A 22773-nucleotide genomic window follows, 5' to 3' on the forward strand; every position below is an offset into this window, starting at 1 on the left:
TTGTAATTTATGATGTAGTGAAAAGGTAGCCAATGGCTGCCTTTTTATGCTTTTAAAGTTCTTTTAATTATCAAATGAAAATTCGCCTTTAGTTTCTGCTCAAAAAGATATTAACCATTTAAAAATAGTAGACAATGTGTGTGGGATGGTAATCTTTCCACGTATTGGTAAGATTATCGTTTTATTATAAAACGAAACAAATAGTTAGGTTTTATTTTCACTAAGATTTAAAGTAAGCGATTGGAAGTTAAATACAAATCGCTTATTTTTTTTCATTTAAATTTGCCGTATGAAAAAAATACTAATTCTGTTTTCGCATCCTAAATTTGAAAAGTCACGAGCAAATTCAGCACTTATTGAAAGGATAAAGGATAAGGAAGGAGTAACGCTGCACGATTTGTACGAACGTTATCCTGATTTTCATATTGATGTAACTGCAGAAAAGGAGTTACTAAATCAGCATGATGTTATCATTTGGCATCACCCATTATATTGGTATAGTTGTCCGCCATTAATGAAACAGTGGATAGACATGGTTTTGGAGTTTAATTGGGCCTATGGACCAGAAGGAAATGCATTGCAAGATAAAACCTGTTTAAATGTAATTACAACGGGCGGTTCAAAAGAAATGTATTGTTCAGAAGGTGTCAATAGTTTTTCTGTGAATCAATTTTTAAGACCTTTTGAACAAACGGCAAAATTATGTGGGATGAAGTATTTACCTCCATTTGCAGTAATGGGCACCCACAGACTAAATGATGAAGATTTAGAAGACTATGCAAATCAATATTCAAAATTAATAGTATTGCTTCAAGATGAGATTTCACTAAAAGAACTTAAACTAGCTACTTTTTTAAACGATTTACCAAAACTAAAAACCTCTTAAGATATGACTGGAAGTATACTTTTTGAAGCCATAGTCTTTTTGGCAGGAGCCATTATTTGTGTTTCTATTGCCAAACAATTAGGGTTAAGTTCTGTCATTGGCTATTTGTTAGCGGGCGTATTAATAGGGCCTTATGTTTTAGGGTTTATAGGAAATGAAGGTGACGATATTTTACATTTTGCCGAGTTTGGCGTGGTGATGATGTTGTTCTTAATTGGACTAGAAATTGAACCAAAAAATTTCTGGAACATGCGAAAAAGCATTGTAGGTATGGGAGGAATACAGGTAGGAGGTACCATGTTGCTCTCTTTTATTTTATTTACCTTATTGGGTTTAGAATGGAAAGTAGCGTTGGTTATTTCTATGGCTGTCGCATTATCATCCACAGCAATTGCAATGCAAACCATAAAAGAAAAAGGCCTGATGAATACAACTTTTGGAGCTTCTTCATTTTCTATTTTACTGTTTCAAGATATAATAGTGATTTTTATGTTGGGTTTTATACCGCTGTTGTCTAACACAGATGGTAATGCGAGCACAGTAGATAAGGGTGATCACACAAATTTATTGAATAATCTTCCTATGGGTTTACAAACATTGGCTATTATTTTATCCGTGGTTTTAATTATAGTGGCTGGTAAATATTTAATAGTACCTATGTTGCGTAAAGTAGCCAAAACCGGTGTTCGAGAATTATTAATAGCATCTGCTTTTTTAATTGTTTTTGGTATTTCTTTTTTAATGGAATTTGTAGGGTTGAGTCCCGCTTTAGGTGCCTTTTTGGGTGGGGTAGTGCTCTCAAATAGTGAGTTTAAACATGAATTAGAAAGTACACTAGAGCCTTTTAAAAATTTATTGCTAGGTCTGTTTTTTATGGCAGTAGGTGCCTCTATTAATTTTATTGTTATCGCTAATAGTCCGCTAACCATTGGAGGTATCTTAATCGCAATTATTGTTTTAAAAGCGGTTGTATTATTTATTACGGGTCATATTTTTAAATTAAAATTGGACCAGAAATTACTACTTACTTTCAGTTTAGCTCAAATTGGAGAATTTGCCTTTGTATTGCTATCCTTTGCATTTGGTCTTAATATTTTGTCGCAAGAAGAAATGGATATGATGTTGGTAATAACAGCACTTAGTATGTCGCTTACACCAATTGTTGGGATTATTAATGAACGGTTTATATTACCAAAAATCGGGACTAAAGAGTCTGTAAAAAGACCCATGGACCATATAGCAAAATCTCAAAAAATTATATTGGTAGGTTTTGGACATTTTGGAAGTACCATTGGACGTTTTTTACGCTCGCATGGTGTTGAAGCAACAATTCTAGATCATGATTCTAATCGTGTTGATTTTCTTCGGAAAATGGGTTTTGAAGTGTATTATGGAGACGCCACACGTTTAGATTTATTAGAATCTGCAGGGATTGCAGATGCTAAAATAATTATTTGTGCAACGAATAAAATAGAAGTCTCTAAGACTATTAGTAAAATAGTAAAAGAAAAATATCCGCATGTAGAATTAATGATCCGTACAAAAAACAGATATGATGCTTATGAGTTATTGAATCTTGGTAATGAAAATATTTATCGTGAATCTTTGGAAACCTCATTAACCTTGGCAAAAGATGTTTTAAGTAAAATGGGCTTCAGAAAATATACAATCAATAGACAAGTTCGTAATTTTATTAAATATGATGAAGATAGTTTAAGACGTTTAGCTTCTGAACGAAAATATGATGATAACTATATTTTTAAGGCTAAAAAAGAGCTAGAACAGCAAGAGAAATTTTTAAATGAAGATTTTAAAAGAGGTATTGTTGAATATGATAATCACTGGGATAGTGAATATATTAGGAATGCTTTAAATAGCATGCCCGAAGAGTAGTTTTAATCCTATATATTACTTTTAATGCTAAAAAGGTTTTGAACAGCATTTAAATGGAACAGGCATAGTACTTAGATGAGTGTAAACGAGATTTGAAATTTCGTAGTTTGGTTAAAAAATAGAAATAAATCATGAAAAGTTTTTTTATTACTAACCGATTGTTTAGTTTTGCAGGGTAATTAGAAATAATGGCAAGGAAAAAAGAATATAGAGAAGATGAAGTTGTTGAAAAAGCAATGAACCTTTTTTGGAAAAAAGGCTACGAAGCAACATCAATGCAAATGCTTGAAAAAGAAATGGGCATTAATAAATTTTCTATCTATTCTAGTTTTGGGAATAAACACGGTCTCTTTCTTGAAAGTTTAAAGTGTTACAAAATGAAAGTTGGTGTTACGCTAGATAAATTAAAAAAGGCATCAAGAGGTGTAGAAGATATTAAACAATTTTTCTATGACTCTGTAAGTTCAAATTATAAAGCTGGAAACCAAAAAGGCTGTTTGGTAACCAATACGTATAATGAGTTTTCAGAAAACCAAGATCAATTAATTAAAGAGGAAATGGTTGCCTTTATGGATAATTTGAAAGCCTTATTTATTGAAAAATTAAGTATGGATGCTACAAAAAGCGAAGAGACGGTTCTTAAGGAAGCCAATTTTTTACTGTTAGCTAAACATGGCTTAGCGGCAGCAGCAAGAGTAAATACGCAAAAAGAAATAGAAGACTATATTGAGATGACATTTAAAAATATATAAGCCTTTTTTTTTGCACAATAACTAAACGATTGTTTAGAAAAAATAATAATAACAATAACAAAATAACACAGAAATTATGACAACATTAAAAATTCACGACATTGAATCAGCTCCAGAAGGAAGCAAAACTTTATTAGAACAATCTTTGAAATCAAACGGAATGATTCCTGGGTTGCACGGTGTTTTGGCTGGAGCTCCAGGTATCTTAGAAGCGTATCAAACAATACATAAACTTTTTGTAGACTCATCATTTAATAATGATGAATTAACTGTAGTTTGGCAAACAATTAATGTAGAGCATGCATGTCATTATTGTGTACCTGCACACACTGCTATTGCAAACATGATGAAGGTAGATGATGCAATAAGTACTGCTTTACGTGATGAAACACCATTGGAAAATCCTAAATTGGAAGCTTTACGTAACATGACCTTAAGTATTGTACGAAATCGTGGACATGTAAATCAAGAAGAGTTAGCTACTTTTTATGCAGCAGGTTATGGAGAACAACAAGTGTTAGAAATTATATTAGGTTTATCTCAAAAAGTAATTAGTAATTACACAAATCATATTGCTAATACTCCTGTAGATGCTCCTTTTCAAAAGTTTGCTTGGTCTAAAGATAATGTAACATCTTAGGCTTCAAAAAGAATAAAAATAATTGATCAATAATCCTTTCGTATTTTTATTCGGAAGGATTACTGGTTTGAAATTTAAAAATAAATATTATGATAAAAGTATCTGTAATGTATCCCAATAGTAAAGATGTAAAGTTTGATGTAGACTATTACAAAAACGATCATTTACCAATGGTTTCAAATAAAGTTGGCGATGCCTTAAAAGGGTTGGAGTTAGACTTAGGGTTGGCAGGTAGAGTTCCTGGTGAGGCTGCTCCTTATGTTGCTATTGCACATTTATTATTTGATGATGTGGCCTCTTTTCAGACTTCCTTTGGTCCACATGCGGAATTTTTTGCGGCTGACTTAAAAAATTATAGTAATGTAAAAGGAGCATTACAAATTAGTGAATTGATAAAATTTTAAAAATGAAAGAAAAATTAAAAATAGATATTGTTTCTGACGTTGTTTGTCCGTGGTGTACCATTGGCTATAAACGTTTAGAAAAAGCCATTGCAGAACTAGGTGTTGAAGATCAAGTAGCCATTGAATGGCATCCGTTTGAATTGAATCCGGATATGCCTGCTGAAGGTCAGAATGTAGATGAACATATTACAGAAAAATATGGTTCTACGAAAGAGCAACAAATAGCATCGAAACAAAATATGACCGACGTTGGTGCGGCACTTGGATTTAAATTCGATTATTTTGATGATATGCGAATGGTCAATACTTTTGATGCCCATGTTTTATTAGATTATGCAAAAGACTTTAAGAAGCAAACGGAATTAAAAATGCGTTTAACAACTGCGTTTTTTAGTGAGCGAAAAGATGTCTCTAAAAGGGATGTTTTAAAACAAGCGTTATTAGATGTTGGTTTAAATGCAGTAGAGGGATTAGCTAGATTAGATAATGACGAAGCTCGTTACAATGTGAAAAGTGAAGAAGGGTATTGGAAAAATCTAGGAATAAACTCTGTTCCAACAATTGTATTTGATAGAAAAAGTGCAGTAACGGGGGCACAGCCTGTAGAAACTTTTAAACAAGTACTTTCGGAACTAATTAGTAAGTAATAGGAATCTATTTAGAAAAAAAATGACACTGTAGAAAAGGAATAGGATAACTACCTTTTACCTGTTTTTACCAATTGATTTACCACGCTAGTTATTTAGGTAATTTGTTAAGAAAACCTTCTTTGGCCAGTTTAAGAATGCAATACCCCTATCTATTTACAGATTCTAATAGAAAGGGGTTGAGTTTATGCTAATCATATAAATTACTGCCTTAATTTTAAGGATAGTGTAATTATTATTTATCAAAATTATCTAATTCAGAAATAGTATAAAATTATAGACACTTTGATGCCATTCGCTACTTCAAAATCTAAAAAATAGTTATATTTGCCGCTTATTGGTTTTACACTATTTGAAAAGTTAAAATAGTGAAAATTAAAAGGGAATTCTGTTAAAATCAGAAGCTGTTCCCGCAACTGTACGCTTAGTCTTGATGAATTTCAAGATGCTTATTGTAATACTACTTACCACTGCTTTTTTTTTGCGGGAAGGTTCACAATAAGACGCAAGCCAGGAGACCTGCCAATTGAAAACAATTAAAACAAAATACCTGTTCGGGATAAGCAGAAATTATGAGATACAACATCGTAATCATTATTTTTTTATTTACTATTCCTTGCTTTTCGCAAGTGACAAGTACTGTCTTGGATACAGTTTTTCTTTCGGCTGATAAATTAGAAGACAAATCTGTTGGTCAACCTATTATAAAAATTAATAAAGCACTTTTAAAAAATTATCGTCCACAACTAACGGAGGTATTGCAATTTGAAACACCTATTTACTTTAAAGAAAACGGTTCTGGTATGGTTTCTTCAGCCTCCTTTAGAGGTACAACCGCTCAGCAAACCGCGGTAGTATGGAATGGTATTAATATAAATTCTCCTTTTTTAGGACAAACGGATTTTAATTTAATCAATACTCAAAACATTTCAGAAGTGTTGGTGCGTCCTGGTGGTGGAAGTTCGCAATTTGGTACAGGGGCTATTGGTGGTGTGGTTTATTTGAATAATAATTTAGATATTGATACCGAAAATACGCATGAAATATATACTTCGTATGGTAGCTTTAACACCAAGAATTTAAGTACAAATCACAGTATTTCGGGTTCAAAAACCAATTTGCAAATCGGGCTTAGTTATTTAGATTCTGATAATGATTATGAATACATAGATTCAGACCAAAGGAATGAAAATGGCCAGTTTTATAACATCAATGCATCTTTAAATGCTGCGTATAAGCCCAATGCAAAAAACGCATTTACAATTTATTCTAATTGGTTTACGGGTGAAAGACATTTATCAATTATAGAAACAACACAAACCCGGAATAAATATAGTGATGAACATATACGCGTATTGGGTAAATATCAATATGAATCTGGTCAAAATCAGTCTACGGTAAAACTGGCTTTAATTAATGAAAAGTATCGGTTTTATCCAGAATTAAATACTAGCGAAGGTTCTAATAATGGTAATGGGTGGACGTATATTGCCAATTACAATTATCAATTACAATTAAAAAAGCTATTATTAAATATAGGTGGAGAATATAATTTAGCAACGGCAACGGGTACCAACTATGATAATGTACAACGTAATACGGGGAGTGCAAATGTGTATTTAAAGCACAAGTTAGCGAAGAATTTTACCTATCAGGCAACGTTAAGAGGGGAGTTGAATGAAGATTATGATAGTCCGTTATTATTTTCAGTGGGTACAAGTTGGCATCCATTTGTTGAATATACCTTAAAAACATCTATTTCTAAAAATTATAGAATTCCCACTTTTAATGATCTGTATTGGCCGGGAGCTGAAAATCCTGATTTAAAGGCAGAATCATCGTTACAATATGAACTTTCTAATGAGATTCATTTACGGAATTTAAAATTTACGCTCACGGGGTATTATAATGATATCAGTGATTTAATACGTTGGTTGCCTTATTCTGGTGAATTATGGAGACCCGTAAATACAAACAAGGTGCAGTCTTATGGAATAGAAACCAATTTGCAATATGGAATTTCCTTAGGTAACCATCAATTTAAAATCAATACGTTGTATAGCTATACCGTATCTAAAAATAAAGAAACGGATTATCAACTCATATATGTACCCTATCATAAAGCAACATTAGGGATCTCCTATAAATTAGCAGATTTTTCTGCACAGCTAAACACTATATATACCGGAGCGGTTTTTACCTATTCTAACAACAATCCAGACACTGTGCTAAATGATTTTTTATTGACCAACTTATCAATGAATTATGCATTTACAAAAAATAGAAACTGGATTGTTGGTGGCGGCGTTAATAACCTTTTTAATACCAATTATGAAACTAAGGCCTATAGACCTATGCCTGGTACAAACTATCATATTAATTTAACTTTAAAACTATAAAAACAATGATTAGAAAATTTATTAAATTCAGTACATTAAGTTTAGCAGTCCTATTAGGATTTACTTCGTGTGATGATTCTGACGATCCAGAGCCATTACCAAAAGGTGATTTTGAAAATGGTTATATTGTAAGTAACGAAGGTAATTTTGGATCTCCAAATTCATCAATAACATTTATTGATAGTGACTTTTTACAAGAAACGAATACTGTATTTTCAAGTATAAATGGAGGTAACTTGGGTGATATATTACAATCAATAGCTTTTGATGACGATTATGCTTTTTTAGTAGTTAATAATAGTAATAAAATTGAAGTAGTAAACAGATATACTTTTAATAGTGTTAAAACCATAACCGATAGTATTGAATTACCTAGATATGCAGTGGTAGAAAACGATAAATTGTTTGTAACCAATAGTGGTAAACAATCGGTTGAGGTTTTTGATGCCAATAGCTTTGAATATATTACTCAAATAGCTCTTAATAAAACGGTAGAAGAAATTAAAGAAGATAATGGCAAATTGTATGTTATGAATGCTGCTTGGGGTTACGGAAATGAAATCACAGTAATTGATGCTAGCACCAATGCTGTAATAGATTCAGTAACTGTTGGAGATGGTTTAAATTCAATGGAGATTGAAGATGGTATATTATATGCATTACACAGCACAGGTATTACAAAAGTAAATACCAGTACGAATGATGTTATAGGTGAAATAGCTTTTGAAGATGGACTTTCAAGTGTTAGTAAATTGGAAGTAGAAGATGACTATATCTATTTTATATCAGGTTCTAAAATCTTTAAATATGCTACAGATGTAACTTCAATGGCCAATACGGAATTATTAGACACACAGGTAAATGACGCCTCATGGTTTATTGGATATGGCTTTAATGTTGTTAATGATAAATTGTTTTATACGGATGTAAAAGGATTTACTGAAAATTCTGAAGTAAAAGTTTATGACCTTGATGGAACTCTTATAACTAGCTTTTCTGCAGGTATTGGTGCAAACGGTGTCTATGATAACGATTAATTATAGATAAGTTACTCTTAAAAAATTTAAAAAACTGCTTAATTAAATTAAGCAGTTTTTTTTTGGTTTACGAATACCATCATAATTGCATATTACGAGGTGATATATTTGCTAAGAATATTTTAGTTAAATTTATATGCTTAACCAAACACCATCACCATGCAAAACCAACGCAGAAAATTTATTAAAGATGCTGCCTTAGGTATGGCTGCATTAAGTATACCCTCTTATGGAACTGCTTTTTCAAGTCAACTTTTCAATTCTCAAGAAACCTTACGTATAGGCGTAATCGGCTGTAATGGTATGGGGTGGTCTAACACCGTTTCTATGCTAAAAAATGAAGGCGTTCATTTAATTGGTATTTGTGATATAGATAATAATGTTATCAACAGACGTGTTGAAGAAATCCGTAAAAAGGATAGTAAGGCTGCTAAAAAGATTAAAACCTATGGTGATTATAGAAAATTACTAGCAAATAAAGATATTGATGCAGTAATTATTGGTACACCAGACCATTGGCATTGTAAAATGATGGTGGATGCTTGTGCAGCTGGTAAACAAGTTTATGTAGAAAAGCCTATTTCCAATACCATTGAAGAATGTAACCTTATGGTTGCAGCTGCAGAAAAATATAATACGATAGTGCAGGTAGGGCAGTGGCAACGTAGTGGTCCTCATTATAAAGAAGCTATTGATATTGTAAGATCAGGTAAATTAGGTAACATACGGCTAGTTAAAGTATGGGCGTATCAAGGTTGGATGAAACCTGTACAACCACAACCAGATCAAGAAGCACCAGAGGGTGTAGATTATCCATTTTGGTTAGGCCCTGCACCTAAAAGGGCGTTCAATCCAAATCGATTTCATTTTAATTTTAGATGGTTTTGGGATTATGCAGGTGGTTTAATGACAGATTGGGGTGTGCATGAAATTGATATTGCTTTATATGCCATGGGAGCAACAGCTCCAAAATCAATTATGGCTAGTGGTGGTAAATTAGCTTATCCTGATGATGCCTCTGAAACACCAGATACCTTACAAACCATTTTTGAATACGATAATTTTAATATGCTTTGGGAGCACGCCACGGGAATAGATTCAGGTCCTTACGGTAGAACCGAAGGTATTGCTTTTATAGGTAATAATGCTACGTTAGTAGTTAACCGAGGAGGTTATGAGGTAATTGTAGAAAAGTCAGCGAAAGATTCGATGGAAGAGATGTTGCCAAAATCACGCCCAAAAGGAGTCAATTATTTGGATTTACATACTCAAAATTTTGTTGAAGCCGTAAGATCTAAAAATCCTAAAATATTAAATACGCCGATAGAATCAGGTAGTATTGCAGCCATTAATGCACAAATGGGTAATATAGCCTATAAAACAGGTGAAAAGTTGTTTTGGGATGCTAATGACAATATGTTCAAAAACAATGCTAAAGCCAATGCGTTACTAAAAGCATCGTATCATAATGGATGGGAAAAACCAGTACTCTAGTTTCTTAATGCTTTATACCCGCAAAACCAACAGGGATATCTTTAAAATATACTTTACCATAGTCAAATTCAGGTCTTACAGGAAAATCTAAATAATAAGTAATTTTTGAACTACTCAATTTCATTTTATCTAAAGACTGTATAGAAGGAGATTCTTTACGCTTCTTTTTTATGCCTAAGGTATTTGTTTTATAGGTTTTGGCTTCAAAATTTTCATAGCCTTCTATGGGGTATTTTTCAAAATCTTCATAATTACGATTGTCGGCTTTTGATTTTAAATAGATCTTTCTATCCGCTCTGTAATAATAAATTGCTACAGGTCTTATTCTCCATTTTTTCTCCTCATCAGTCATTGAAAATAAGTTGAAATCAAATTCTTCTGCTTTTCGGTCTAACCGTTCAATATTTACTTGAAGACTAAATGTTTGTAGTACTTTTTCCTCATAACGATAAGGTTGTGACCACAGTTTTTTATTAAGGATAGATTTACCAATAGTAACGTTGTAATTTTCTTTCGGTATGCTGTCTTGTTGAGCAGTAAGCGTACTAAATGGTAGTGTAAAAGCCACTAACAGTAGCAATGTAAATATAGATTTCTTTAATGGCATAACAGGGTATGTTTATATGATTTTTCAATAGCTATATCATAAAACGTACCAATTAGTGGATAATTGTATGCATAAGGAGGAAATGTATACCAATATATAATAAAATAATACCGTCATAACCTAGACCGTCTGAAGCTCATTTTATGTATGCAAAGTATACGAAGTAAAAAAAGAAATATATTATTGAGAATAAAAAAACCGTCCCAGAGTTCTTAAAGTGTAGAAAGGAGACGGTATTTAAATTTTTTAAGCGGTTCTTTCCATAAGAGCCATATAGAATCCGTCAAAACCAGATTTTGCCGGTGAAACTTTCTTTTCTTTAACTAAATGAAAATTATCATGTGTTTTTAGAAATGCCTGTACCTGCTTTTCATTTTCAGAAGGCAAGATAGAACAGGTAGCATACACCATTTTTCCACCAATCTTTAAAAATTTAGAATAACTTTCTAAGATTTCTGCTTGCGTTTTTTTAATGTTCTCGATGAATTCAGGCTGCAATTTCCATTTGGCATCTGGGTTTCTTCTCAAAACACCCAATCCGCTACATGGTGAATCTATAAGTACACGGTCTGCTTGATTATAGAGTTTTTTAATTACTTTGGTAGAATCGATAGTACGAGGTTCAATATTATGAGCTCCTGCTCGTTTCGCTCTACGTTTTAATTCTTTTAGTTTATTTCCGTAAATGTCAAGTGCAATTATTTGCCCTTTGTTTTCCATTAACGCAGCTAAATGCAATGCTTTTCCTCCAGCTCCAGCACATGCATCAATAACACGCATACCTGGTTTTACATCTAAATAGGCAGCCACCAATTGTGACGAAGCATCTTGTACTTCAAAAAAGCCTTGTTTAAAGATATCTGTTCTAAATACATTTTTACGTTCCATCAGTTTTAAGGCATCAGGATATCCTTCAACAAATTCAGAGCCTATTTCTTCTTCAAGTAATGCTTTATGCAGAATTTTTTTAGTGGTTTTTAAGGTGTTGGTTCTCAATATTACACTCGCTGGTTGGTTTAAGGCTTCAATTTCCTTATCCCATTGCTTGCCTAATTCTTTAACCCCCATTTCGTCTAACCAATCTGGAATAGATTCGCGAATGGCACGGTTACTTTGAAATTCATCAAATTTACCTTTTAAACGACGTACAGGTGTACCTTCAAATTGTTTCCAGTCTGGTAAAGAAATTCCTTTTAATGTAGCCCAAACGGTGAATATTTTCCACAAGTTTTCTTGTGAAAAGTGATTTTTTGTTCCCGAAATTTCGTTGTAGAGTCTTTTCCAACGCACACAATCATAAATTGTTTCGGCAATAAAAGCTCTGTCACGGGCTCCCCAACGGGTATCTCTTTTTAAAGTTTTTTCTACAACTTTATCGGCATATAAACCATCATTATAAATATAATTAAGTGAATCTATAACGGCTAGTACTAAATTTCTATGTAAACGCATTTGCTATTGTGTAATCGTTGAATTTTCTATTCGTGTAACTATGAATTCAAAAACAATAATTTTATTTTTGAATTAATGTGCAAATGTAACTAATAATACTGTCAGTGCAAGCGAAGTAGAGCACTAAAACTTTTCAAACACTCCCAATCCGAATAAGGCAAAATCGTATTTTACCGGATCTTTTGGATCCAATTCACGTAAATTATGGTCCAGTTCAGCCAAGGCCTTGGCGTCATTTTGCTTTCGAGTAAGTAAACCTAATTTTCTGGCTACATTACCAGAGTGAACATCTAAAGGGCAAGACAGCGTTGAAGGGGCAATAGTTTCCCAGATTCCAAAATCTACACCAGCGTTATCTTTTCTAGCCATCCATCGTAAAAACATATTGATACGTTTGGCGGCAGAGCCTTTTAATGGATCTGATATGTGTTTTTGAGTTCTTGGTAAATGGTCCAATTCAAAGAACACTTTTTTTAAATTGTGAATGGCATTTTGGGTTGAATTATGTTCAATATGTTGCGAAAATACAGCCTCTAAGCCTCCGTGATTTTTATAAATATGTTGTAATGCCTGTATAAAATAGGCAAAATCATTTCCGTTAAACGTTCTGTGTACAAAATTTTCTAATGATTTTAATTCACTAGGATTATGATTGATGATAAAATCATATGGACTATTATCCAACAATTCCATCATTTTATTGGCATTATTGATAATCATTTTTCGGTTTCCCCAAGCGATGGTTGCGGTCAAAAAACCTGAAATTTCAATGTCTTCTTTGAGCTGAAAACGATGTGGAATTAGAATAGGGTCAGACTCAATAAACTTCGGATTGTTATATTCAATAACCTTTACATCTAAAAACTCTTTTAGCTCTGCTTTTTTCATACCCATCTTCGCACTTTTTCGCAATACTGTGTATACCCTTCACCAAAAAGTTTTGTTAACGCCTCTTCTTCCGGTTTAATTTGATAATTGGTGAGATACCAACCATAGATAAATAAAATAATGATATTATAGTAATTACCAAATCCGAAAAACAATGCCGTTTGTATGATCACCAAGCCTAAATACATTGGGTTTCTAGTATACTGGTAGAGATCAGATGTTACCAGCTTTGATGCTTTTGAAGGGTCTAAGGGATTAATAGTTGTATGAGCTTTTCTAAAAGATAATACGGCTAGTAAGCCAATGAAGGCTCCAAAAGCAAATAATAGTATTACAACTACATTTTGCAATGCAAAGGAGAAATTTTTACCTGTTAATTTTGTAATGATAAACATGGCAAACGCAAAAAATAAAAATTGAATTGCTGGCGGAATTTTAAGTTTCATCTAATCTTATTTGATTTAATATTTTATAAAGGACCTCTTTAGTTATTAAAAACTATCCTGGTAAAAAGATCCGTTTAAGCTCCTTACCATGAAGACGAACCAGTTCACTTTCAATATATTTAATAATTTCTGGACAACCACGCTCAAAGTCTTCGCTAACAATTTTCTTTGTTTTACCATTTAAACTGAACGTAACCGTTAGCATACTGGTACAAGATTCATTAGGAGTATACTTATCTTTTAAGTCCCAAATATCAGCGGCTATTATTTTTTGAACCAATACATCTCTTTCCGCTTTAGAAATATGCTTTTCAGAGGTTGTGTAATACTCTTGATGCTCTACAGAATCCATTTCCTTTTGTGGATGGAACATAATGGTGGTGTCTTTTAGAACAAACGTATCATAGTGAAATGCACCGCGTTCTACCGTTAGCTCTAAAGTAGAAAAGTCATCGTTTTTATTTTCGTTGCTTACGTTTTCTTTAGGTTTTTGACAAGCCACTATACTTGTAAATAATAAAAACAGCACTATAAGTTTCTGCATTGCATTGTAAAAAGAGTTCGATTCAAATATAGAAATTCTTATTCGTTAAAACTATGCAAATTACTATCTTCGTTCTCAAAACGAATTTTTTGGCAGGAACTAATTTACATACGTCTATAGAATACCTAAAAGGTGTGGGCTCCGCTCGGGCAGATTTGCTGCGTAAGGAATTAGGTATTAGAACCTTGTCTGATTTGTTGCATTTTTTTCCGAACAGATACTTAGATCGTACCCAATTTTTTAAGGTAAACGGTTTGATGCAGAATTCGGCAGAAGTACAAATTGTTGGAAAAATAGTAAACATTAAAACGGTTCAACAAAAAAGGGGAAGTAGACTTGTGGCCACTTTTATTGATGACACGGGCACCATGGAATTGGTTTGGTTCAGAGGTGTAAAGTGGATCAAAGAATCTTTAAAACTAAATACCGCCTATGTCGCTTTTGGAAAAGTAAATCATTTTAATGGTACCTTTAGTATGCCACATCCTGAATTGGAATTGGTCACGGAATATAAAAAGAGTTTACAAACGGCTATGCAGCCGGTATATCCATCTACAGAATTATTATCTAAAAAAGGAGTCACCAATAGGATTGTCTCTAAAATGATTCAAAATTTGTTTCTCGAATTAGGAAATAGATTTCAAGAAAACCTACCTGCACGTATTATAGACACCTTGCATTTAATTTCTAAAGGGGAAGCCTTATTTAATATTCATTTCCCGAAGAGTCAACAACTGTTAACGAAAGCCCAACAACGCTTAAAGTTTGAAGAATTATTTTTTATTCAGTTGCAACTGATTCGCAAAAACATGATTCATAAAACCCAAATTAAGGGGTATGTTTTTGATACCATTGGCGATAATTTTAATACGTTTTATAATAATTATTTACCTTTTGAATTGACCAACGCTCAAAAACGAGTGGTTAAAGAATTTAGAAAAGACATGAGTACTGGTGCTCAAATGAACAGGCTTTTGCAAGGAGATGTAGGTTCTGGTAAAACGATAGTAGCACTTTTAACTATTTTAATTGCCTTAGATAACGGATTTCAAGCGGCCTTAATAGCCCCAACTGAAATATTAGCCAATCAACATTTTATTGCCATAACAGAATTACTATCTGATATGGATATTCATGTAAAAATCCTGACAGGGTCAACAAAAACAAAAGAACGAAGAATTATTCATGCAGCCTTAGAAGATGGGTCTTTAGATATTTTAATAGGTACACATGCCTTATTTGAAGATAAAGTACAATTCAAAAAGTTAGGCATTGCGGTTATTGACGAGCAACATCGCTTTGGGGTAGCTCAACGAGCAAAAATGTGGATGAAGAGTCCACCCACAAAATTGCCTGAAGGAAAGCAAGCTGAAATTCATAAAAAGTATGAAACGGCTAACCCTTCTATTTATGCTTTAGTAAAGGAGCTTCAGAAAGAAAAGAAAAAACAAACAGCGGAAGCAGAACAAATGCTTTGGGAAGGTTTAAGAACCCGAAAATTAGATGTTAAGTTTAGAAGGAAACAAAGTGTAGATGTGTTCCTTGTTGATTTTATATGTAGCTCTAAAAAATTGATTATTGAAATTGATGTAGCTTCTAAAAATAGCCCAGAACCAAAGGAAGTCGGTGAAATGAGAAGTCAAATTTTAACCGAATTTGGCTACCATGTGTTCCGTTTTACTACGGAAGAGATTATGGGCAATAGTGAGAATGTGCTACATCAAATTTCAGCAGCCATGAAAAGCCTCCCAGAGATAGGAGGAGCTCCAATCCCTCCACACATCTTAGTAATGACGGCAACACCTATCCCTAGAACCTTAGCCATGAGTGTCTATGGCGATTTAGATATTTCTGTAATAGATGAGTTACCGCCAGGTAGAAAACAGATCATTACGGCTCATAGATATGATAGCAATAGGTTGAGTGTTTTCAAATTTATGAAAGAAGAAATTGCGAAAGGCAGACAGGTTTATGTGGTATATCCGTTAATACAAGAATCAAAAAAACTCGATTTTAAAGATTTAATGGACGGCTATGAAAGTATTTCGAGAGAATTTCCGCAACCGAAATATCAAATCAGTATTGTTCACGGACAAATGAAATCAGCCGATAAAGATTACGAGATGAATCGTTTTATAAACCATGAAACACAAATTATGGTGGCTACAACGGTAATAGAAGTAGGGGTTAATATACCCAATGCCAGTGCTATGGTTATAGAAAGTGCAGAGCGTTTCGGACTCTCTCAATTACATCAATTAAGAGGTAGAGTAGGGCGTGGGGCAGAGCAGAGTTTTTGTATTTTAATGACGAGCTTTAAATTAACTAGCGATGCCAAAACCAGACTAGAAACGATGGTGGCTACCAATGATGGATTTGAAATTGCTGAGGTTGATTTAAAATTACGCGGTCCTGGAGATTTGATGGGCACCCAACAAAGTGGGGTTCTAAATTTAAAAATTGCAGACCTTGTTAAAGATGGTGCTATTTTAAAACGAGCAAGAGAAATGGCTTTTGAACTCTTAAAAAATGACCCGAATTTTTTAGATCCAAATAATTTACAATTAAAGAGAACCTATCAAGAAATAACGAAGAATAAAGCGATTTGGGCTAATATAAGTTAAAAAAGTCCCAAATTGGACATCTAGGACTTTTATAGGGAAAAAAGGAGTTGTTGTAATAATCAATATTATAACACATCAAAATTATGATATTCACGGGGTTATCTAGTCGTTTTTGAAATTAGTTATGAACTATACTATTAACATTGACCGATTAAGATGATTTTTCTAAATAATCATGACGTTTATCATCTTTTTTCTTAAATTCGTTAACTACTTTTACTGGACTGATTTAAGCTCTTTCTTTTCATAAACATAGAGGGTTTGAGTCAGTTCAATTTTTTAAAAAAATATTAGGTTATGACAATAATTACAGACGGAGGATCTACAAAATGTGACTGGATAGCAATTGATGACAATGGCATCCAATTGTTTGAAAAGGTGAGAACAAAAGGATTAAACCCAGCTATTTTAACTCCAGGTGAGTTAATGGGGAGAATTCAAGAAAGTGATAGACTAAAACTTCACAAAAATGATGTAGAACATATTTATTTTTATGGAGCAGGTTGTGGTACAGACGGACCCAATAAAGCCTTAACAGAAGTACTAGAAAAATTATTTCCTAATGCAGAAGTTGTAGTTGCTGAAGATACATTGGCAGCCATATATTCTACGATTGACAATAATGAGCCTGCTGTGGTTTGTATATTAGGTACTGGTTCTAATTGTTCCTACTATAATGGTGAAGGTATTGAGCAACGCGTAAAATCATTGGGGTATATGTTAATGGATGATGCCAGTGGTAATTATTACGGAAAGCAGATGATAAGAGATTACTTTTTTAAGGTAATGCCTGAGAGTTTGCGAGTAGGTATGGCAGAGCGTTATAATATGGATGAAGATTTTATTAAATATAATCTATATAAACAACCCAACCCAAATGCGTATTTAGCAGATTTCGCAGAATTTTTATTTTTAAATAAAGATTTAACATATAGCACAGATTTAATTAAAAGTGGCATTAGAGTATTTACAAAAAGTATGATAATGCAATATAAAGAAGAGATTAAAACAGTACCTGTACATTTTGCAGGCTCTATTGCTTATTATGCACAAGACGAAATAAAAGAAGTGGGTGCTGAAATGGGCTTCAAAGTTGGTAATTTTGTGAGAAGACCTATTGAAGGATTGGTTAATTATCATGCTAAAAACATCCATTAAAATTAATAGTATCTTAACGCTAAGAGTGCGTCTTATTTTTATGTAATGCCTAATTTTGCCAGCGTAAAAACAAATAGAAAAGAACATATGGAAATCGCTTTAATAGCACATGATGGAAAAAAGGCTGAGATGGTTCAGTTTTTAAATGAGCACAGAGATATCTTATTAGATAAAAACATCACTTTTGTATCTACCGGAACTACGGGAGAGAAAGTGGAGAAAGCGGGATTTAAAGTTCAAAAGTTACTTTCAGGGCCACTAGGAGGCGATGCTCAGATAGCAGCTAGAGTAGCAGAAGGGAAATGTAATATGGTACTCTTTTTTAGAGATCCCTTAGAAAAACACCCGCATGAACCCGATGTATTAATGCTCATGCGTTTGTGTGATGTACATGATGTACCATTGGCCACCAATCCTGCAACGGCAGATTTATTGATTGGTGCTATTTAACGGCAATCATAGATATTTCTACATTTACATTTTTCGGTAAGCAAGCTACTTGAACCGTTTCTCTTGCTGGGGCTGTTTCGTCATTAAAATAGGCACCATAAATTTCATTTATTTTAGCAAAATCGTTCATGTCTGCTATAAAAATAGATGTTTTTACTACATTTTCAAAAGTCAACTCGGCTTCAGCCAATACTGCTTTTAAATTCTCCATTACCTGTTTGGTTTCCGATTGAATATCTTCTAAAATCAATTCGCCTGTTGCTGGGTCAAAAGCAATTTGCCCAGACGTAAAAAGCATACCATTGACTAAAACAGCTTGGTTGTACGGACCTATTGGTGCTGGTGCTTTTGAAGTTGTAATTATTGTTTTCATCGTTGTGTTTTTTAAATTTTTATCAATAGTTATGTATTGAAGTCATTAGTGTAATTGTCATTGCGAAGCCATTCGATAAAGTCCATTATTAAATAACTTCTTAAAATACCTGCGGCAATCTCAATTAGGGTATTTAATGTGTCATTTATACTTTTTATTTGATAGTTGTATTAGGCTTTATTTAAAATTCTCCACTATTGCTCGTAATAGTCTAAGCCTTCAATAACCATGGCATTGGTCGCTTCTGCATCAATAACAAACTCACCAATATTTTTCAATAAAATATAGCGAACCGTTCCTTTTATATTCTTTTTATCATGTTTCATCAATTCTAAAATTGCAGGAACATGTTTTTTTGCAATGCTTGTTTTTCCATAGGTTTTTAAAACATATTGTTTAAGAGAAGCGAGCTCTTCTTCAGGAAAACCATGGATTTCTTTAGAAATATAAGCTTCAACCACCATCCCTATGGCAATAGCTTCACCATGTAATAAGCGGTCTAAGTCTTTATGATCTAAATAATAAGATTCAATTGCATGGCCTACGGTATGTCCGAAGTTAAGCACTTTTCGCAATCCTGTTTCTTTAAAATCTTCTAAAACTACCTTGTTTTTTATTTCTATAGATTGATAGATAATGTTGTTTAGAGCGGCAACCTCTTTCCATTTATCTTGTTTTATCGTCTCTAATAAGTCGGCGTCAAAAGTTAAACCATATTTGATCACTTCAGCCACGCCAGACTTTAATTCCCGTTCAGGTAAAGTCTCTAAAAAGGTACTGTCAATTAATACCATTTCGGGATTAGAAAACAGCCCCACTAAATTTTTTAAATTGTCTAAATCTACGCCCGTTTTGCTTCCCACAGAAGCGTCAACCATACTGAGTAGGGTGGTAGGTATATTTATAAATTTAATACCGCGTTTAAAGGTAGACGCAACAAATCCGCCAAGATCTGTTACCATACCGCCACCAATGTTTATAATTAAACTTTTACGATCGGCTTCTAGTTCCGTTAATGCTTTCCAAACTTCTACACAGGTGTTAATATTCTTATTGATTTCACCATCGTTAATGGTAATGGTTTGTAAGGCTACAGTGTTTGAAATTTTCGTTTTAAATTTAGGCAGACAATGCTGTTGCGTATTTTTATCAGCTAAAATAAAAATGGTTTCAATCTCATTTTTAGCAATATAAGCATTGAGATTTTGATAAGCATCGTCATTAAAATAAATAGAATAACTGGCAGATGTAATTGGTGTCATAAGTAATAAAAATATTTGCGAATTTATTGAAAATAATACGAACTGGTTTCAACTTTTGGTATTAAAGCGAAAATAAGTCATAATTCTGGTCAAATGCTACTTTTTTGAAATGGATTGTTGCGAATATGGGAATAAAAATGCCAAAAAGAGCCTAAAAAAGAGTTTGTTTTACCATAAAAATAAATTGATTTTATTGAATCAGTAGAACAATCTTCTTATTATATTTGTTTAAACAAATCAACCGAATGAGTACATTATTTGAAGATACAAAAACGGCATTCACCTTAAAAACAGATGCCGAGTTAGAACGAGCTTACTTTTTATTTAAGATGATAAAAAGTGAACCGTTGGTAAGAATTGGTACTGCCATAACCAATTTCGCATTAAAAGCCCATTTACCGGTAGAACAATTGATTAGAGCTTCAGTTTTTGATCATTTTTGTGGTGGTGTAGATGAGAAGGATTGTTTAGATACCATAGAAAAAATGTACGAACACCATGTACATTCGGTGTTAGATTACTCTGTAGAAGGTAAAGAAGACGAAGATCATTTTGAATTGGCTTTAGAAAAGACCCTCAAAAATATAGGTTTTGCAAAAGAGAAGCCTAGTATTCCGTTTGCGGTATTTAAACCTACTGGTTTTGGCAGGTTTAAATTGTATGAAAAGATTACTGCCGGTACTGCCTTAACAGATGCGGAACAAAAAGATTGGAGTAGGGTAGTAGCACGCTTTGATAAGGTGTGTAAGGCTGCCTACGAAAAAGATGTACCCTTATTGATAGATGCTGAAGAAAGTTGGATGCAAGATGCCGCTGACGATTTAATTGAGAGCATGATGGAGAAATACAATATTGAGAAAGCCATTATTTTTGGCACCCTTCAAATGTATAGATGGGATCGATTAGAGTATTTAAAGAACTTACATCAAAGGGCAGAAGCCAAAGGTTATAAGATAGGGATGAAATTGGTGCGAGGAGCCTATATGGAGAAAGAGCGAGAACGAGCCAAAGAAAAAGGGTATCCGTCTCCTATTTGTGATGATAAACAAGCCACCGACCAAAATTATGATGCCGGTATCGATTATATGTTAACTGGTTTAGGCTTGTCTTTATATGCGGGTACACATAACGAATTAAGTACGATGAAGGTGATGGAACTGGCATCAAAAAAAGGATTAGCAAAAGATAATAAAACCATATGGTTTGGCCAGTTGTATGGTATGAGCGACCATATTACCTACAATTTAGCAAAAGAAGGCTATAATGTTTCTAAATATATGCCTTATGGAGCGGTTAGAGATGTAATGCCTTATTTAATACGTAGAGCCGAAGAAAATACTTCCGTAGCCGGACAAACCAGTAGAGAGTTGAGCTTACTAAAAAAAGAACGTACCCGTCGTAAAAAGCAAGGACGTTTGTAAGTGACAATTATACTATAAAGATTCACAATTTTTAAAACCTAGATAAAGCCATGCTTTATCTGGGTTTTTATGTTACTAACATTTAGCGGTTGCTTAACCGTTAAAAACGGCTATTGTAAATTGACAAGTTACATTACACCCTATTCAGTATACAATTTCATTGAATTTCATTAACTTGCATTGATAAAGGGTATAACCACAATACGGTTATACAATTGTTGTGGTTAATTTGCCCAAACCTATGAACAGAAAACTGATTTTAATATTTCTACTTACAATTGTCCAACTTTCTTGGGCTCAAGATTGTGATTTTGAAAGACGAAATTTGTCGAATAATCTAAATGGGGAATCTGAACTTATTGATAAAGCGGAATATGATAAAGCTGTTAGAATTTCAGAAGAATTTATTGACTTTAAGCCAAGATCTGAAATTGAACTGACCAAAAAGTATCCTGAAATTTTCAAACTTAAAGATTCTTGTTACACATTTTTAGCAAACCCAAATATCGGAATTGGAATAAAAACACCTGAATTAAAAGCGTGTAAATATTTATTAAAAGAAAAAGGATATTCCAATTACGAATTTAAAGGAACTTATTGCGGAAATGCATTAATTGAAATTACTGAATTTGAAGGTTGGGGATTTTTATCAGTTGACTTAAAAAACGGACTGACTTGTCGCACAATGGGAAAACCTTTGACTTCAAATGGAGAAACGGCTATTTCACACTCAAACTATTATGGAGAAGAGGAAATCGCATTAACGGATTTAAAAACTAAAGAACAGTACGTTATTGGAATTGAAGGTTGGAGAACAATAGAATCTAAAGTTTCAAAAAATAGTTACTATTTAAAACTTGAATCTGAATTTCAAACAGGTTGTGAAAAGGAAATTAAATATTTGAAAGTGGAAATAAAAAACTAACCACAACTAAGTATTGTGGTGCAACACAAATAAAAAGACACTAATTTTCCACTAAAGTACTTTTATAATTTCCATAATATATTACCCCTGATTTAGCAAAAGCCCGTTTTAACAACTTATTACATACTGCTATTAACGCTGAATTTTCACAGAGTACTTTGAGTACATTTACTGCCCAGATTTTTGATTTGCTTTATTGCCATTTTATGGCTACATTTGAAAGGCTGTCGCTAAATAAAACCCTACTCCAACCCAATTGAAGTGCAGTATACCTTAGCTATGTAAATTCAAGAAAATACGATAATAATTATAACGGGGATAAACTTATTGCGTTTATACAATAGTTGCCATTAATTTGATGAAAAGAAACACTACACAATTCTCGCAAATTAAAAAAACTGACAATCAGCAGGAAAAAGGTTTAAGCAAATCGGAAAAATTAAAAATGTTTTTTTTCGGATTTATAATTGT

The 22773-nt window shown here is 33.1% G+C and carries 21 protein-coding genes and 1 riboswitch; of the genes, 14 read left to right on the forward strand and 7 right to left on the reverse strand.

Annotated elements, in window-relative coordinates:
* Positions 1-289: 289 nt before the first annotated feature.
* The 9 genes from kefF (at position 290) to FF125_RS08115 (ending at position 10152) form a co-directional block, all read left to right on the forward strand.
* Positions 290-886, forward strand: a complete 597-nt coding sequence (gene kefF, locus FF125_RS08075; protein WP_138949284.1) for a glutathione-regulated potassium-efflux system oxidoreductase KefF — start codon at positions 290-292, stop codon at positions 884-886.
* A gap of 3 nt (positions 887-889) precedes the next feature.
* Complete coding sequence (locus tag FF125_RS08080) at positions 890-2779, forward strand: monovalent cation:proton antiporter-2 (CPA2) family protein (protein WP_138949285.1); 1890 nt, start codon at positions 890-892, stop codon at positions 2777-2779.
* Between the two features lie 188 nt (positions 2780-2967).
* Complete coding sequence (locus FF125_RS08085; protein WP_138949286.1) at positions 2968-3531, forward strand: TetR/AcrR family transcriptional regulator; 564 nt, start codon at positions 2968-2970, stop codon at positions 3529-3531.
* Positions 3532-3607: 76 nt separating this feature from the next.
* On the forward strand, positions 3608-4171 hold the full coding sequence (locus FF125_RS08090; protein WP_138949287.1) for a carboxymuconolactone decarboxylase family protein: 564 nt from the start codon (positions 3608-3610) through the stop codon (positions 4169-4171).
* A gap of 89 nt (positions 4172-4260) precedes the next feature.
* Positions 4261-4575 (forward strand): EthD family reductase, encoded by a 315-nt coding sequence (locus FF125_RS08095; protein ID WP_138949288.1) that lies wholly within the window; start codon positions 4261-4263, stop codon positions 4573-4575.
* Between the two features lie 2 nt (positions 4576-4577).
* On the forward strand, positions 4578-5222 hold the full coding sequence (locus tag FF125_RS08100) for a DsbA family oxidoreductase (protein ID WP_138949289.1): 645 nt from the start codon (positions 4578-4580) through the stop codon (positions 5220-5222).
* 321 nt (positions 5223-5543) lie between these two features.
* A riboswitch (cobalamin riboswitch) is annotated at positions 5544-5763 on the forward strand.
* A 31-nt stretch (positions 5764-5794) separates the two neighbouring features.
* A complete protein-coding gene (locus FF125_RS08105) occupies positions 5795-7621 on the forward strand; it encodes a TonB-dependent receptor plug domain-containing protein (RefSeq protein ID WP_138949290.1) in 1827 nt (608 codons plus the stop codon).
* A gap of 5 nt (positions 7622-7626) precedes the next feature.
* On the forward strand, positions 7627-8658 hold the full coding sequence (locus FF125_RS08110; RefSeq protein WP_117885404.1) for a YncE family protein: 1032 nt from the start codon (positions 7627-7629) through the stop codon (positions 8656-8658).
* A 159-nt stretch (positions 8659-8817) separates the two neighbouring features.
* Entirely contained in the window at positions 8818-10152 is a 1335-nt protein-coding gene (locus tag FF125_RS08115) for a Gfo/Idh/MocA family protein (protein ID WP_138949291.1), read from the forward strand.
* Between the two features lie 4 nt (positions 10153-10156).
* Here the strand turns inward: FF125_RS08115 and FF125_RS08120 are convergent, their stop codons facing one another.
* The 5 genes from FF125_RS08120 to FF125_RS08140 all read right to left on the reverse strand — a co-directional run bounded on the left by FF125_RS08120 (position 10157) and on the right by FF125_RS08140 (position 14089).
* On the reverse strand, positions 10157-10759 hold the full coding sequence (locus FF125_RS08120) for a hypothetical protein (RefSeq protein ID WP_138949292.1): 603 nt from the start codon (positions 10757-10759) through the stop codon (positions 10157-10159).
* A gap of 246 nt (positions 10760-11005) precedes the next feature.
* A complete protein-coding gene (locus FF125_RS08125; protein ID WP_138949293.1) occupies positions 11006-12211 on the reverse strand; it encodes an RsmB/NOP family class I SAM-dependent RNA methyltransferase in 1206 nt (401 codons plus the stop codon).
* 123 nt (positions 12212-12334) lie between these two features.
* Positions 12335-13099, reverse strand: coding sequence for a TIGR02757 family protein (locus tag FF125_RS08130; protein WP_138949294.1), 765 nt, complete (start codon positions 13097-13099; stop codon positions 12335-12337).
* Entirely contained in the window at positions 13096-13545 is a 450-nt protein-coding gene (locus FF125_RS08135; RefSeq protein WP_138949295.1) for a methyltransferase family protein, read from the reverse strand. The genes FF125_RS08130 and FF125_RS08135 overlap by 4 nt, the downstream gene beginning before the upstream one ends.
* 52 nt (positions 13546-13597) lie before the next feature.
* Complete coding sequence (locus FF125_RS08140) at positions 13598-14089, reverse strand: DUF6438 domain-containing protein (RefSeq protein ID WP_138949296.1); 492 nt, start codon at positions 14087-14089, stop codon at positions 13598-13600.
* A gap of 53 nt (positions 14090-14142) precedes the next feature.
* Between FF125_RS08140 and FF125_RS08145 the strand changes: the two genes are divergently transcribed.
* The 3 genes from FF125_RS08145 (at position 14143) to FF125_RS08155 (ending at position 18321) form a co-directional block, all read left to right on the forward strand.
* Entirely contained in the window at positions 14143-16713 is a 2571-nt protein-coding gene (locus FF125_RS08145; RefSeq protein ID WP_138949297.1) for a DUF559 domain-containing protein, read from the forward strand.
* 297 nt (positions 16714-17010) lie between these two features.
* Positions 17011-17871: an N-acetylglucosamine kinase gene (locus FF125_RS08150; protein WP_138949298.1), complete on the forward strand. Its 861-nt coding sequence runs from the start codon at positions 17011-17013 to the stop codon at positions 17869-17871.
* A gap of 87 nt (positions 17872-17958) precedes the next feature.
* Entirely contained in the window at positions 17959-18321 is a 363-nt protein-coding gene (locus FF125_RS08155; protein ID WP_138952470.1) for a methylglyoxal synthase, read from the forward strand.
* Here the strand turns inward: FF125_RS08155 and FF125_RS08160 are convergent.
* Entirely contained in the window at positions 18314-18694 is a 381-nt protein-coding gene (locus FF125_RS08160; protein WP_138949299.1) for a RidA family protein, read from the reverse strand. The genes FF125_RS08155 and FF125_RS08160 overlap by 8 nt on opposite strands.
* Positions 18695-18888: 194 nt before the next feature.
* Positions 18889-19956 carry a 3-dehydroquinate synthase gene (gene aroB, locus FF125_RS08165; RefSeq protein WP_138949300.1) on the reverse strand — a complete coding sequence of 356 codons (1068 nt, stop codon included), beginning with the start codon at positions 19954-19956 and terminating at the stop codon, positions 18889-18891.
* Positions 19957-20201: 245 nt separating this feature from the next.
* On the opposite strand from aroB, the gene FF125_RS08170 reads away from it, so the two are divergent.
* Complete coding sequence (locus FF125_RS08170) at positions 20202-21377, forward strand: proline dehydrogenase family protein (protein WP_138949301.1); 1176 nt, start codon at positions 20202-20204, stop codon at positions 21375-21377.
* Positions 21378-21618: 241 nt separating this feature from the next.
* Complete coding sequence (locus FF125_RS08175) at positions 21619-22302, forward strand: hypothetical protein (protein ID WP_138949302.1); 684 nt, start codon at positions 21619-21621, stop codon at positions 22300-22302.
* Positions 22303-22773 lie beyond the last annotated feature (471 nt).

This window comes from Aureibaculum algae (assembly GCF_006065315.1).
In the GTDB taxonomy this organism is placed as follows: domain Bacteria; phylum Bacteroidota; class Bacteroidia; order Flavobacteriales; family Flavobacteriaceae; genus Aureibaculum; species Aureibaculum algae.

What these genes read in the sequence shown, in the direction of transcription:
- FF125_RS08160 (WP_138949299.1), bottom strand. Translation starts at nt 18,694, where the DNA reads ATGAAAACAATAATTACAACTTCAAAAGCACCAGCACCAATAGGTCCG.
- FF125_RS08100 (WP_138949289.1), top strand. Translation starts at nt 4,578, where the DNA reads ATGAAAGAAAAATTAAAAATAGATATTGTTTCTGACGTTGTTTGTCCG.
- aroB (WP_138949300.1), bottom strand. Translation starts at nt 19,956, where the DNA reads ATGACACCAATTACATCTGCCAGTTATTCTATTTATTTTAATGACGAT.
- FF125_RS08080 (WP_138949285.1), top strand. Translation starts at nt 890, where the DNA reads ATGACTGGAAGTATACTTTTTGAAGCCATAGTCTTTTTGGCAGGAGCC.
- FF125_RS08135 (WP_138949295.1), bottom strand. Translation starts at nt 13,545, where the DNA reads ATGAAACTTAAAATTCCGCCAGCAATTCAATTTTTATTTTTTGCGTTT.
- FF125_RS08120 (WP_138949292.1), bottom strand. Translation starts at nt 10,759, where the DNA reads ATGCCATTAAAGAAATCTATATTTACATTGCTACTGTTAGTGGCTTTT.
- FF125_RS08125 (WP_138949293.1), bottom strand. Translation starts at nt 12,211, where the DNA reads ATGCGTTTACATAGAAATTTAGTACTAGCCGTTATAGATTCACTTAAT.
- FF125_RS08090 (WP_138949287.1), top strand. Translation starts at nt 3,608, where the DNA reads ATGACAACATTAAAAATTCACGACATTGAATCAGCTCCAGAAGGAAGC.
- FF125_RS08095 (WP_138949288.1), top strand. Translation starts at nt 4,261, where the DNA reads ATGATAAAAGTATCTGTAATGTATCCCAATAGTAAAGATGTAAAGTTT.
- FF125_RS08110 (WP_117885404.1), top strand. Translation starts at nt 7,627, where the DNA reads ATGATTAGAAAATTTATTAAATTCAGTACATTAAGTTTAGCAGTCCTA.
- FF125_RS08115 (WP_138949291.1), top strand. Translation starts at nt 8,818, where the DNA reads ATGCAAAACCAACGCAGAAAATTTATTAAAGATGCTGCCTTAGGTATG.
- kefF (WP_138949284.1), top strand. Translation starts at nt 290, where the DNA reads ATGAAAAAAATACTAATTCTGTTTTCGCATCCTAAATTTGAAAAGTCA.
- FF125_RS08140 (WP_138949296.1), bottom strand. Translation starts at nt 14,089, where the DNA reads ATGCAGAAACTTATAGTGCTGTTTTTATTATTTACAAGTATAGTGGCT.
- FF125_RS08175 (WP_138949302.1), top strand. Translation starts at nt 21,619, where the DNA reads ATGAACAGAAAACTGATTTTAATATTTCTACTTACAATTGTCCAACTT.
- FF125_RS08085 (WP_138949286.1), top strand. Translation starts at nt 2,968, where the DNA reads ATGGCAAGGAAAAAAGAATATAGAGAAGATGAAGTTGTTGAAAAAGCA.
- FF125_RS08105 (WP_138949290.1), top strand. Translation starts at nt 5,795, where the DNA reads ATGAGATACAACATCGTAATCATTATTTTTTTATTTACTATTCCTTGC.
- FF125_RS08145 (WP_138949297.1), top strand. Translation starts at nt 14,143, where the DNA reads ATGCAAATTACTATCTTCGTTCTCAAAACGAATTTTTTGGCAGGAACT.
- FF125_RS08170 (WP_138949301.1), top strand. Translation starts at nt 20,202, where the DNA reads ATGAGTACATTATTTGAAGATACAAAAACGGCATTCACCTTAAAAACA.
- FF125_RS08150 (WP_138949298.1), top strand. Translation starts at nt 17,011, where the DNA reads ATGACAATAATTACAGACGGAGGATCTACAAAATGTGACTGGATAGCA.
- FF125_RS08155 (WP_138952470.1), top strand. Translation starts at nt 17,959, where the DNA reads ATGGAAATCGCTTTAATAGCACATGATGGAAAAAAGGCTGAGATGGTT.
- FF125_RS08130 (WP_138949294.1), bottom strand. Translation starts at nt 13,099, where the DNA reads ATGAAAAAAGCAGAGCTAAAAGAGTTTTTAGATGTAAAGGTTATTGAA.